This is a genomic window from Tepidiforma sp. (assembly GCF_034433535.1).
In the GTDB taxonomy this organism is placed as follows: domain Bacteria; phylum Chloroflexota; class Dehalococcoidia; order Tepidiformales; family Tepidiformaceae; genus Tepidiforma.
In genome coordinates this window covers 1-11,408 of record NZ_DAOUAO010000022.1, presented here as the reverse complement: position 1 = coordinate 11,408, position 11,408 = coordinate 1, and the positions used below count along the sequence as shown (strand labels likewise).

At 71.2% G+C, this 11,408-nt stretch carries 12 protein-coding genes; 7 read left to right on the top strand and 5 right to left on the bottom strand.

The features are described 5' to 3' along the window. A partial coding sequence (locus tag VAE46_RS01535) for a hypothetical protein (protein WP_322795143.1) occupies nucleotides 1-602 on the top strand: 602 nt, incomplete at its 5' end. Between the two features lie 110 nt (nucleotides 603-712). Continuing rightward, on the top strand, nucleotides 713-1,936 hold the full coding sequence (locus VAE46_RS01530) for an MFS transporter (protein ID WP_322795142.1): 1,224 nt from the start codon (nucleotides 713-715) through the stop codon (nucleotides 1,934-1,936). Nucleotides 1,937-1,942: 6 nt separating this feature from the next. On the opposite strand, the gene VAE46_RS01525 is transcribed toward VAE46_RS01530, so the two are convergent. Further along, nucleotides 1,943-2,878, bottom strand: a complete 936-nt coding sequence (locus tag VAE46_RS01525) for an alpha/beta hydrolase (protein WP_322795141.1) — start codon at nucleotides 2,876-2,878, stop codon at nucleotides 1,943-1,945. A 259-nt stretch (nucleotides 2,879-3,137) separates the two neighbouring features. Between VAE46_RS01525 and VAE46_RS01520 the strand changes: the two genes are divergently transcribed. Together VAE46_RS01520 and VAE46_RS01515 are read left to right on the top strand one after the other, a co-directional pair. Further along, the gene (locus tag VAE46_RS01520) at nucleotides 3,138-3,392 is read left to right on the top strand and encodes a hypothetical protein (protein ID WP_322795140.1); all 255 of its coding nucleotides are present in this window, start codon (nucleotides 3,138-3,140) and stop codon (nucleotides 3,390-3,392) included. A 119-nt stretch (nucleotides 3,393-3,511) separates the two neighbouring features. Beyond that, nucleotides 3,512-4,480: an alpha/beta hydrolase gene (locus VAE46_RS01515; RefSeq protein WP_322795139.1), complete on the top strand. Its 969-nt coding sequence runs from the start codon at nucleotides 3,512-3,514 to the stop codon at nucleotides 4,478-4,480. On the opposite strand, the gene VAE46_RS01510 is transcribed toward VAE46_RS01515, so the two are convergent. Genes VAE46_RS01510 through VAE46_RS01495 form a run of 4 tightly spaced genes read right to left on the bottom strand, consistent with a single transcriptional unit; the run spans nucleotide 4,477 to nucleotide 7,819 of the window. Beyond that, nucleotides 4,477-5,268: a DUF169 domain-containing protein gene (locus tag VAE46_RS01510; RefSeq protein WP_416223926.1), complete on the bottom strand. Its 792-nt coding sequence runs from the start codon at nucleotides 5,266-5,268 to the stop codon at nucleotides 4,477-4,479. The two genes, VAE46_RS01515 and VAE46_RS01510, sit on opposite strands and share 4 nt — an antisense overlap. 49 nt (nucleotides 5,269-5,317) lie before the next feature. Then, a complete protein-coding gene (locus tag VAE46_RS01505; protein WP_322795137.1) occupies nucleotides 5,318-5,926 on the bottom strand; it encodes a PilZ domain-containing protein in 609 nt (202 codons plus the stop codon). Nucleotides 5,927-5,972: 46 nt separating this feature from the next. After that, nucleotides 5,973-7,370, bottom strand: a complete 1,398-nt coding sequence (locus VAE46_RS01500) for an FAD/NAD(P)-binding protein (RefSeq protein ID WP_322795136.1) — start codon at nucleotides 7,368-7,370, stop codon at nucleotides 5,973-5,975. After that, entirely contained in the window at nucleotides 7,367-7,819 is a 453-nt protein-coding gene (locus tag VAE46_RS01495; protein WP_322795135.1) for a CBS domain-containing protein, read from the bottom strand. Before VAE46_RS01495 ends, VAE46_RS01500 begins: the two co-directional genes overlap by 4 nt. A 240-nt stretch (nucleotides 7,820-8,059) precedes the next feature. Here VAE46_RS01495 and VAE46_RS01490 point away from each other — a divergent pair, with 240 nt between their 5' ends. From VAE46_RS01490 to dnaJ, 3 genes are all read left to right on the top strand, one after another. After that, nucleotides 8,060-9,472: an amidase gene (locus VAE46_RS01490; protein WP_322795134.1), complete on the top strand. Its 1,413-nt coding sequence runs from the start codon at nucleotides 8,060-8,062 to the stop codon at nucleotides 9,470-9,472. A gap of 97 nt (nucleotides 9,473-9,569) precedes the next feature. After that, a complete protein-coding gene (locus VAE46_RS01485; protein ID WP_322795133.1) occupies nucleotides 9,570-10,319 on the top strand; it encodes a glucose 1-dehydrogenase in 750 nt (249 codons plus the stop codon). 58 nt (nucleotides 10,320-10,377) lie between these two features. Next, a partial coding sequence (gene dnaJ / locus VAE46_RS01480) for a molecular chaperone DnaJ (RefSeq protein ID WP_322795132.1) occupies nucleotides 10,378-11,408 on the top strand: 1,031 nt, incomplete at its 3' end.

The window sequence follows — 11,408 nt, the reverse complement described above, 5'->3', positions numbered from 1 at the left end:
CAGGAGGCAGCATGGACCCGAACCTGGTGATGAATCGTCTGATGCGGCTGGTGCGGCTTGACACCTCGGTCTTCGACGAGGTGCGGGACGACGTGAACGAGCTGGTGCCGGCCCTCGTGGTGGCGCTGGCGGCGTCGCTGTTGGCGGGCCTGGGCGCGACGCTGTTCTGGCAGTTCAACTTCGATTTCCGCCCGGACAACGTGTGGCTGAACACGTTCATCCTGGGCGGCGTGTTTATGGCGGCGCTGTACGCGGCCTGGGTGCTGGTGGTGTATGTGATGCTGGTGCAGGTGTACAAGGCGTCGGCGGATGTGCAGTCGCTCTTCCGGACGATGGGCTACGGGGCGTGGCCGCTGGCGCTGAGCGTGCTGATGTTCATCCCGGTGCTCTACCCGGTGTTTGCGATCGGGTCGGTGGTGCTGCTGTTCGTGATGTCGATTTACGCCGCGCAAGCGGTGACGAACGCGGATTCGACGCAGGTGGTGATGGCGAATGTGGTTGGGCTGGCGCTGTGGGTGCTGGTGCTGAGCATCATCGCGTTTTCGAGCGATTCGACGATTATCGGCGCCGGCCTGTTCTCCATCCTGACGCAGATCCCCTAGGCGCCATCCCGTCCACGGTAGTGGACCTGCAACGCCCCCTGCCCGGCGGCGGGGGCTTTGCGCCGTGCGCGGAGGACCGGAGCGGCGGAGGGCCGTAGACTGGCGGGATTATGCCCGGTGCCGCCGCCGTCGCCCGCCGCAATGTGCGGCTCTACTACGCGTTCATCGCGCTGATGGACTTCGGCCTGTGGTTCGGCATCTGGATCAAGTACCTGGTGGTCGAACGCGGGCTGGAGCTGAAGTACGTCCTGCTGATGGATCTGCCCTTCTGGTTCGCGGTGGCGGCGCTGGAGGCACCGATGGGGGCGCTTGCCGACCGGATTGGGCACAGCCGGGTGCTGGCGCTGGGCGCGGCGGTGTATGCGGCGACGATCCTGGGGTTCGGGCTGACCACGAATTACTGGATGCTGTTCGCGGACTACATGCTCTGGGCGGTGGCGCAGGCGTGCCGCAGCGGGGCGGACCAGGCGGTGGTCTTCGATTCGCTGAAGGCGGCCGGCCGGGAGAGCGAGTTCACGGCGATCGCCGGGCGCGGCTTCGCGCTGACCATGGGCGCGGGGCTGGGGGGCATCATCCTCGGCGGGGTGGTTGCTGCGCTGGCGGGGATGGCGTTCACGGTCCAGGTGAGCGCGGTGACGCCGCTGGGGGCGATGGCGGCCGCCCTGGCGATGCGCGAGCCGCGGGTGGAGCACGTGCGGCGCGGCTACCTGGAGCAGCTGAAGACCGGCTTCGGCTTTGCGTGGTCGCACGGGGCGGTGCGGGCGACGATGTTCCTCTCGACCGGCCTGATGATGGCCACCTTCGCGCCGGTGGTGCTGGTGCAGCCGTTCCTGATCGTGCACGACGTGCCGACCGGGCTGTTCGGCGTGTTCCAGGCGCCGGTGCGGGTGGCGGGCATCATCGGGGCGCTGGTGGCGTGGCGGGCAGCGCGGCTGCTTGGCCGCGACCGGGTGGTGGGGGCGGCCTGCGCGGCGGCGGTGCTGGCCTACGCCGGGCTGGCGGCCTGGGATGCGCTCGGGGCGTTCGCGCTGTTCGCGCTGCCGGCGGTGGTGCAGGGGCTGGTGCGGCCGGTGCTCGATACCTACGTCAATGAACTGACGCCGAGCGACCGGCGGGCGACGGTGCTGAGCACGGTCTCGCTGCTGTTCAGCCTGCAGGTGGGCTTCCTCGAGGCGACGCTCGGGTTCATCACGGATGACGTGTCGATCCGGGCGGCGTTCGGGTTCACTGCGGTGTTCTTCGGGATGCTGCTGCCGCCGCTCTTCTTCGGCTGGCGGCGGTCCGCCCGGGCCGGGGCGGCGTCGCGGCCTGCCCCGGCTGCGGCAGCGGGCTGAGCGACCTCAGGCGAGGGCCTCGCGGAGGGCCTGGCAGGCCTCGGCCATGCCTTTCTTGCCGCCATCGAGGAGGGCGGTGAGCTGGAGGAAGATGTGTGGCTGGTCGGGGTAGATGCTGAGCGTGGTCGGCACGCCGGCATCCTGCAGGGCCTTCGCGAACAGCTTCGAATCGTCGAGGAGCGGATCGAGCGTGCCGACGATGAGGCGGGCGGGCGGGAGGCCGCGGAGGTCGCCGTGGATGGGGAAGATGTAGGGGTCTTGTGGGTTCGCGCCGCCGGAGAGGTAGTGCCCGTAGAACCAGTCCATGGCCTGGCGGGTGAGGATCTTGCCCTCCGCGTTTTCGATGACGGAGGGCAGGTTGTTATCGCCGGTGAAGGCGCCGTAGAGGAGGAGCTGGAGGCGGGCCTGGGGGCCGTTCTCATCGCGCAGGCGGAGGGCGGCGCAGGCGGCGAGGTTGCCGCCCGCGCTGTCGCCGGCAAGGGCGAAGCGGGAGCCGTCGGCGTTGAGGGAGGCGGCGTTCTCGACGGCCCAGCGGACGGCGGCGACGCAGTCATCGAGCTGGGCGGGCGGGGTGTGCTCGGGAGCGAGGCGGTAGTGGACGCTGACGACTACGGCGGAGGCGCCCTCGGCGAGCTCGGCGCAAAGGCGGGTGTGGGTGGCCGGCGAGCCGATCACCCAGCCGCCGCCGTGGAAGTAGACCACGAGCGGGAAGGGTCCGGAACCGGCGGGGGTGAAGATCTTGACCGGGATCTCGCCGGCGGGCCCGGGAAGGGAGCGGTCGGTGATGGTGACGGATTCGGGCAGGGGCTGGTTGAAGGCGGCGAAGGCGGTCTCGGCGTTGGCGCGGGCGACATCGGCAGGGAGCTCCCACATGGGGGGTACGCCGGAGGCCTCTGCCTGGGCGGCCATCATCTGGAGGAGGGCTTCGACCTGGGGATCCATGGGCGCTGTCCTTGGGGGTGGATGTTGCAGGGGGACTGTACGGGGACGGATGGAGGGGGGCAAGGTGGGAGGTGGGAGGTGGGAGGTGGGAGCGGGGAGCCGGGAGCCGCCGCCACATCCCGCCCCGGCCCAGGGAGCCAAGAACGAGGAACCGGGAGCCGGGAGAGGGGAGCCGGGAGCCGGGAGGGTAAGAAAGCGGGAGGAGGCGGGTGCGCGCGTTGCGGGAGGTTGCCGCATACTGTAGATGAGAGGATGTGCGATGAACGCGAGTGACGACCGGGATAAGGTGATTCCGCCCTTCGGCCGCGACGCAGAGTTCTCGGGGATGATCCGCTGCAAGCGGTGCAACCTGCTCTACAGCCCCTCGAAGTCGACCAGTGCGCTGCGGCTGACCTACTGCAGCTTCCTCTGCGAGCTGGGCGACCTCGGCTTCAGCATGCAGGGGCTGGAACACATGGAGCGGGTGAAGAAGGACGAGCAGCACGGCGAGCCGGTGAAGGCGGGCGCGGAGTAGCTCCTCCCCCGGGGTGATGACCGCGAACCCTGCCGCACGGCAGGGTCTTTTGCGTGAGGCGAAAGACCGGGTATGCTCCGCCTCCCGGCAGCGCCGGAATCCCGCAAAGGACGGCCAGGATGGCGGCAGCAATTACCCATCGGACGATTTCGACCAACGGCATTTCGATGCATATCGCGGAGGCGGGGCAGGGCCCGCTGGTGGTGCTCTGCCACGGCTGGCCTGAGTCATGGTATTCGTGGCGGCACCAGCTCACGGCGCTGGCCGAGGCCGGCTTCCACGCGGTCGCGCCCGACCAGCGCGGGTACGGCCAGACGGAGGCGCCGGCGGAGATCGAGAAATACACCCAGCTGCACCTGGTCGGGGATATCGTCGGGCTGCTCGACGCCCTCGGCGAGGAGCGGGCGGTGATCGTGGGGCACGACTGGGGCGCGCCGGTGGCCTGGAATTCGGCGCTCCTGCGGCCGGACCGCTTCCCGGCGGTGGCCGGGATGAGCGTGCCGTACGCGCCGCGCGGCGACGTTCGGCCGACGGACGGGATGAAGGCGATATTCGGGGATAACTTTTTCTACATCCTGTACTTCCAGGAGCCCGGGAAGGCCGAGGCTGAGCTGGAGGCCGACGTGCGGCTGACGATGCGCAAGCTGCTGTTCACTGCCTCGGGCAACCTGGTGCCGACGCCGGAGATGGCCCAGCCGCGGCCGAAGACGGCGAAGTTCCTCGACAACATGGTGGACCCGCCGGAGCTGCCCGCGTGGCTGACCCCGGAGGACCTGGACTTCTTCGTGAACGAGTTCAGCCGCACGGGGTTCCGGGGCGGGCTGAACTGGTACCGGAACATCGACCGCAACTGGGAGCTCATGGGGGCGTGGCGGAACGCGAAGGTGACGGTTCCGGCGCTGTTCATCACCGGCGAGCGCGACCCGGTGCGCGGCTTCGCGCCGGAGGCGAACATCCGCCAGCACGTCCCGAACCTGAAAGACCTGGTGCTGGTGCCGGGGGCCGGCCACTGGGTGCAGCAGGAGGCGCCGGAGGCGGTCAACACGGCGCTGATCGACTTCCTGCGGGGCCTGGGGCTGCAGGGTTAGCCGTAGCTGCGGGCCAGGCCGGCGCGGGCATCGGCCTGGATGCCGTACTGGGGGATCGGGTAGCGCAGGCCGTTGGCGGCGAGGCGCTCCATGCCGGCGATGGCGCGGGGCAGGTAGCGCGGCGGCAGCGCCATGAGCAGCTCGTCATCGAGGACGCCGCCGTAACGGCGCTCGGCGTAGCAGGGGATGGCGAGGCTGGGCTCGCCGGTGAGGAGCGCGCGCCCCCAGCTATCGGCGCAGGCGGATTCGCCGACCACGCCCCACTGGAACTTGCGGTAGCCGCTCCACTGCAGGCCGTTGATGAAGATGATTGCCTGCCCCGGCGTGAGGTAGATCAGGCAGATATCGGGCGGGTCGAGGCGGCCGCTGGCGAGCGGGGAGACGGCCATGGCGCGGTAGCGGCCGAAGGGCACCACGTCCATCGCGGCCTGGTGAGCGGCGGCGTCCTCGGGGGTTTCGAACCAGACGCCGGCCATACGCCGGCCCGAGCGCCACTCCTCATCCTGCGGGTGGAGGCCGATGACGGCGCCGCACTGGGCCCCGACGAGGTCTTCGGCGGTGATGCCGACGGTCCAGCCGAGGCGCGCGGCCTGAGCCACGACCTGGTCGGTGGTGTGGATGGCGGTCGGCCGACGGAGGCGGGGGATGCGCTCCATCTCTTCGACGGTTTCGAAGAGCTTCATGCCGATGGGCGGGGTTCGGAGGCGCAGGAGGCGTTCGAGGGCCGCGACGAGGGCGGGCCAGTCGTAGCGCCCGGGCTCTTCGGAAGGGACGTGGTCGGGTTCGATGAGGGTCACGGCGGGCCTCCGGGGAGGGTGGCCGGTATGGTAGCGCGGTTCAGGCCGCCTCGCCCGATTGGAGGGCGGCTGCGAGCGCGGCGACCAGGTCCTGCAGGAAAGTGCGGGCCCGGGGCTCGAGGGGTTCGAAACGGAGGTGCCAGAGGTGGAGCGCTTCGCCGGCTGGCCGGCTGCGGACAACGGCAGCGGGGAAGGGCGGGAGGTGGGAGGTCTCGAGCAGGGTGAGCGCCACGGGGGAGCCCGGCGGCGGAGGTGCGGGCGCCTCGACGGCGCAGCCGCCGAGGGAGAGGTCGACGATAGCGGCATGGATGGGGCCGGGCGGCGCGGGGATCAGCACCTCGAGGCGGACACGGTAGCGGGCGAAGGCGCGCCGGTCGAAGGGGCGCCAGGGGCTCTGGCGGGTGAATATGGCGTGGCAGGGGCGGGCTTCGCGGAAGCGGGCGAGGGCGGCCACCGCGGCGCCGGGTTCGCCGACGGAGATGATGACGTCATCGCCGTACTGCCAGGGGATGTCGGCGGCGGCGAGGTCGATGGTGAAGAGCCGCTCGGCGGCGAGGGTGCCGTGGCCGCCAGGGGCGCCGCCGCGCGGGATGACCGCTGCGGGCGCGCCAACTCGGGGCCGCGCAATCGGCCCGATGTCATCGTCCATTGCCGGATTGTCGGCGCGAATCGGCGGTTTCTTGAGCGGATGCGGCTCAGGCGGGCGCCGGGGACCGGCCGAGGGCCCGGAGCACCGCTTCGAACGAGGTGAGCTTGACGCGCGGGCGGCCGCAGGCGGCGCCTGCCTCGCGCTCGAGTCGGTCGATGGTTTGCCAGTCTGCGAACGTGAGCACGTTGGGCTGGCGGAAGCGCACGAGGCGCTCCAGTTCGGCACGGTCGACCCGCGGCGTGGCGAGGGTACGGCTGGCGGCAGCATCCTCGAGCATGGCGCGGACGGTCTCGGCGGCGTCGGGCTTGTTGGTTCCGATGACGCCGGTCGGGCCGCGTTTGATCCAGCCCGCGACGTAGAGGCCGGGGATGGGGTCGCCGGTTGCGGGGTCGATGACGCGGCCGCCCCGGTTCGGGACCGTGCCGAGGCGCTCATCGAACGGGAGCCCGGGCAGCGGGCGGCCGCGGTAGCCGACGCTGCGGAAGACGAGGCCGGCGGGGATGAGCTCTTCCTCGCCGGTGGGTTGGGCGGCCAGGCCGCCGCCGGGCGTTTCGACCAGCCGGGTGCGCTGGCAGTGGACCGCGCCGACGCGGCCGTCTTCGCCGGCGATGAGGCGGTCGGGGGCGATGAAGAAGCGGAGGTAGAGCCGGCGGCCCCGGGGCGGGGGCGGGCTCGCCGCGATGTGCTGGATGAGCTCGACTTTGCGGGCGAGGGTGCGGTCGGGGGAGCGTTCGAGTTCCGCGCGGCTGAGGGGGTCGAGCTCGGCCTCTTCCGGGCGGATCACGAGGGCGGTGTCCTCGAGCGTGGTGAGCTCTTTGAGCTCGGGCGTGGTGAAGGCGGCCTGGACCGGGCCGCGGCGGCCGAGGACGTGGACCTCGCGGATGCGCGACGTGCTGAGCGCTTCGATGGCGTAGTCCGGCATATCGGTGCGGCGCAGCTCGTCCGGGGTGAGGCAGAGGATGCGGGCGACATCGATGGCGACGTTGCCGACGCCGATGACGATGGCGGATTCGCACGAGAGGTCGGGCTGGAGGCCGGCGAAATCCGGGTGGCCGTTGTACCAGGCGACGAAGGCGGTGGCGGGCAGGGAGCCGGGGAGGTCTTCGCCGGGGATGTCCAGGCGGCGGTCGGACTGGGCGCCGGTGGCGAAACAGACGAGGTGGTAGGCCTGGCGGAGGTCGTCGAGGGTGAGGTGGCGGCCGTATTCGACCCCGGCGAAGAAGCGCACGCGGGGGTCGGCGAGGAGGGGCTCGAAGGCGCGGGTGACGGCTTTGATTTTTTGGTGGTCGGGTGCGACGCCGGCGCGGACGAGGCCGAAGGGGGTCGGCAGCCGTTCGAAGATGTCAACTTCGAGGTCGAGGCCGGGCGCCGCGAGGAGGTGTTCGAGCGTGTAGAGGGCGGCTGGACCGGAGCCGATGATGGCGATGCGAAGCGGAACGCTCACCGGCCGACCCCGAACTGTTCGATTTCGGCTTCGAGGCGGAGTTCGAGGGTTTCGACGCGCCCGGCGAGGCTCTGCAGGAGCGCCTGTGCGAGGTCGCCGGTGGTGACCAGCCCGACGAGCTGGCCGCCATCGACGACGGGCAGGTGGCGGAAGTGGCGCGCTGTCATGGTGGCGAGGACGGGTTCGATGTCGTCCTCGAGGGCGCCGCAGACGACCGGGCTCGTCATGACCTCGGCGACGGCGAGGGCGCGGAGGGGCTGGCCGGCGGCGAGGGCACGGATGATGTCGCGCTCGGAGATGATGCCGGCAACGGCGCCGTCGGGGCCGGTGACAACGAGGGCGCCGATGTTGCGGGCGGCGAGGGTTGCGACCGCTTCGGCGACGGAGACGTTCGCGGGGATGGTCGCGACGCGGGTGCCTTTGGTGGCGAGGACGGCTGCGAGCTTCATCGGGGGCTCCCGGGCGGTGTGGCGCTCGCGAATGAGGAAACCACACGACGTGATGACCGGGCAATCGGGGAATGCCCCATGCCGGCGAGGGTAGGCGCCGCGGCGCCCCGCGGGAGCGGCCGGGCGGTCCCGTCGCGGGGGCCGGGTGGACCGTATGGGCATGGGCCGGCCGGGAATGGGTGCGCCCGGGGCAGGCACGGCTACAATGGCGCGGCACCGACGCCAAGGGAGGGTTCGACGATGGATCGCTGGATGCCGGCCTGGGAGATCGCCGAGCGGGTACGGAAGGGGGAGCTGCGCGCCCGGGAGGTGACGGAGCGGGCGCTGGAGCGGATTGTTGAGCTGAACCCGGGGCTGAACGCGTTCATCCAGGTGGATGCGGAGGGCGCGCTGCGGCAGGCGGAGGCGATCGATGCGCGGGTGGCGGGCGGCGAGGACCCGGGGCTGCTGGCCGGGGTGCCCATCGGCGTGAAGGACCTGGAGCCGGTGAAGGGGCTGCTTTTCACCGAGGGGTCGCGGGCGTTCGAAGGCCGAATCGCGCAGGAGGACTCGGTGCAGGTGGCACGGCTGCGGGCGGCAGGGGCGGTGATCGTGGGGAAGACGAACACGCCGGAATTCGGCTACAAGGGCTTCACCGAGAACCGGCTGTGGGGGCCGACGCGCAACCCGTGGAACCCCGAGCGCACGCCCGGCGGCTCCAGCGGCGGGTCGAGCGCGGCGGTGGCGGCGGGGATGGTGCCGCTGGCAACGGCCGGGGACGGGGGAGGCTCCATCCGCATCCCGGCGGCGATGACCGGCTGCTACGGGATCAAGCCGACCGCGCATCGCATCCCCCGGGCGGGGGCGCACGCTCCGACGTGGGGGTACTTTTCGACGCTGGGCCCGATGGCGCGGACGGTGCGCGATGCGGCGCGCTACCTCGATGCGGCGGCGGGGCCTCACCCGAACGACCCGGAGGTGCTGGATGGTCCGACCGGCGTGTATGAGGCGGCGGCGCTCGGTGAGCGGCCGCGGCTGCGGCGGGTGGCGTGGAGCGCGGACCTCGGCTACGCGGTGGTCGACCCGGAGGTGGCGCGGGTGGCCCGCGCGGCAGCGGATCGGCTGGCGGCGGCGGTCGGGGCGGAGCTGGTGGAGGATGGGCCCGGCTTCGGCGACACGATGGACCCCTGGATGGCGATCGCGGCGGCAGGGGACACGCGGCTGGTGGATGACATGACGGAGGAGCAGCGTGCGAAGCTGGAGCCCGGGTTCCTGCGGTTCGCGGAGGTGGGCCGGCGCTTCACGGCGGTCGATGTGGCCCGGGCGCTGGAGGATCGGCACCGGGTGAATCGGCTGATGACGGCGTTCTTCGAGCGGTACGACCTGCTGCTGACGCCGACGACGGCGGCCACAGCCTTCCGGGCGGAGGGACCGCCGCCTTCGGAGATCGCGGGGAAGCCGGTCGGGCCAGCGGGGTTCATCCCCTTCACGTACCCATTCAATTTTCTCGGGCTGCCGGCGGCGTCGCTGCCGGCGGGGCTTTCGAGCGAGGGGCTGCCGATTGGGCTGCAGGCGGTGGCGCCGCGCTTCGCGGATACCCTGTTGCTGGCCGTGAGCGCCGCCTATGAAGCGGCCAGCCCGTGGCGCTACCCGGGCCAGGAGGCAGCCGGGTAGGGCTCGCCGTTCGGACGGGCAGCAACGGGCGTTGGGCCGTCGCGGCGTTCACCGCGGATGGGGCAGGATCGGGGCGAATTCAGCAGGAGGCAGAACGATGGGACGACTCGACGGCAAGGTTGCGATCGTGACGGGCGCGGGCTCGGGGATTGGGAAGGCCGCGGCGAAGCTGTTTGCGGCGGAAGGGGCCAAGGTGGTGTGCGCCGACATCACGGGCGCGGAGGCGGCGACGGCCATGGAGATTGGGCCGGCGCAGGCTGCGGCGATGACGGTGGACGTTTCGAAGGCGGCCGATGTGCGGGAGATGATGGAGCGGACGAAGGCGCTCTACGGGCGGCTGGACATCCTGTTCAACAACGCCGGGATCGAAGGGGCCCAGGCGCCGACGGCGGACTACGAGGAGGCGGAGTTCGAGCGGGTGCTGGCGGTCAACGCGAAGGGCGTGTTCCTCGGGATGAAGTACGGCATCCCGCTGATGCTGGAGAGCGGGGGCGGCTCGATCATCAACACGGCATCGGTTGCGGGGCTGGTTGGGTTCCCGGGCATCGTTGGGTATACGGCCTCGAAGGGGGCGGTGGTGCAGATGACGAAGACGGCCGCGCTGGAGTATGCGACGCAGGGCATCCGGGTGAACGCCATTTGCCCGGGCGTCATCCGGACGCCGATGGTGGAACGGTTCACCTCGGTCGCGCCGGAGGCGGAGGAGCAGCTGGCGATGAGCGAGCCGGTGGGCCGAATGGGAACGCCGGAGGAGGTCGCGGCAATGGCGCTCTTCCTTGCGAGCGATGAGTCCTCGTTTGTGACCGGCGCGGCGCTGCCGGTGGATGGCGGGTTCATCGCGCGGTAGGGGGCGAGGGGGCGCGGGCCGGGGGCCTTAGCACTCGATTTGGTACACTGCTAACTCGATGGCAACCGGTCAGCGCGACTACTACGAGGTGCTCGGCGTGCCACGGAGCGCGGATCAGGCCGAGATCAAGCGAGCGTTCCGGCGGCTGGCGATGGAGTACCACCCGGACCGGAACCCGGCGCCGGATGCCGCCGAGAAGTTCAAGGAGATCAACCAGGCCTATGAAGTCCTGAGCGATGAGCAGAAGCGGGCGCTGTACGACCGCTTCGGGCACGCGGGCGTCGACGGCGGGGCCGGGATGGGCGCGGGCGGCTTCGAGGGATTCACGCACTTCGAAGGCTTCGGCGACATCTTCGATGCCTTCTTCGGCGGGGCGGCGCGGCGCGGGCGGCGGCGGGGCCCGCAGCGCGGCTCGGACCTGCGCTATGACCTGCGGCTGACGTTCGAAGAGGCGGTCTTCGGCTGCGAGAAGGAGATTGAGTACCAGCGGCTGGAGCGCTGCGGGCGCTGCGGCGGGAGCGGGAGCGAACCGGGCACGTCGCCGGCGGTCTGCCCGGAGTGCAACGGGGTGGGCGAAATCCGGCGGGCGCAGCAGAGCGTGTTCGGCCAGTTCGTGAACGTGATGACCTGCGGCCGCTGCCAGGGCGAAGGGCGGGTGATTACGAGCCCGTGCACCACCTGCCGGGGGACGGGGCGAACGCGGGAGACGCGGCGAATCGTCGTGAAGGTTCCGGCCGGTGTGGATGACGGCGCGCAGATTCGGCTGACGGGCGAGGGCGAGGCGGGGCCGCGTGGCGGGGAGCCCGGGAACCTGTACGTGCTGTTGCGGGTGGCGCCGCACGAGAGGTTCCAGCGGGTGGACGACCACATCGTGCTGGAGCTGCCCGTGAACATCGCGCAGGCGGCGCTGGGGGCCGAGGTGACGATTCCGACGCTCGAGGGCGAGATGCGGTTCGAAATCCCGGCGGGCACCCAGAGCGGCGAGGATTTCGTCATCCGCGGGAAGGGCGTGCCGCACCTGCGCGGCACCGGCAGGGGCGACATGATTGTGCGGGTGACGGTGGTGGTGCCCGAGGAGCTCACCGAGCA

Excerpts from the sequence above, each read along its gene's own strand:
- VAE46_RS01530 (WP_322795142.1), top strand. The coding sequence starts at position 713 with ATGCCCGGTGCCGCCGCCGTCGCCCGCCGCAATGTGCGGCTCTACTAC.
- VAE46_RS01525 (WP_322795141.1), bottom strand. The coding sequence starts at position 2,878 with ATGGATCCCCAGGTCGAAGCCCTCCTCCAGATGATGGCCGCCCAGGCA.
- VAE46_RS01520 (WP_322795140.1), top strand. The coding sequence starts at position 3,138 with ATGAACGCGAGTGACGACCGGGATAAGGTGATTCCGCCCTTCGGCCGC.
- VAE46_RS01515 (WP_322795139.1), top strand. The coding sequence starts at position 3,512 with ATGGCGGCAGCAATTACCCATCGGACGATTTCGACCAACGGCATTTCG.
- VAE46_RS01505 (WP_322795137.1), bottom strand. The coding sequence starts at position 5,926 with ATGGACGATGACATCGGGCCGATTGCGCGGCCCCGAGTTGGCGCGCCC.
- VAE46_RS01495 (WP_322795135.1), bottom strand. The coding sequence starts at position 7,819 with ATGAAGCTCGCAGCCGTCCTCGCCACCAAAGGCACCCGCGTCGCGACC.
- VAE46_RS01490 (WP_322795134.1), top strand. The coding sequence starts at position 8,060 with ATGGATCGCTGGATGCCGGCCTGGGAGATCGCCGAGCGGGTACGGAAG.
- VAE46_RS01485 (WP_322795133.1), top strand. The coding sequence starts at position 9,570 with ATGGGACGACTCGACGGCAAGGTTGCGATCGTGACGGGCGCGGGCTCG.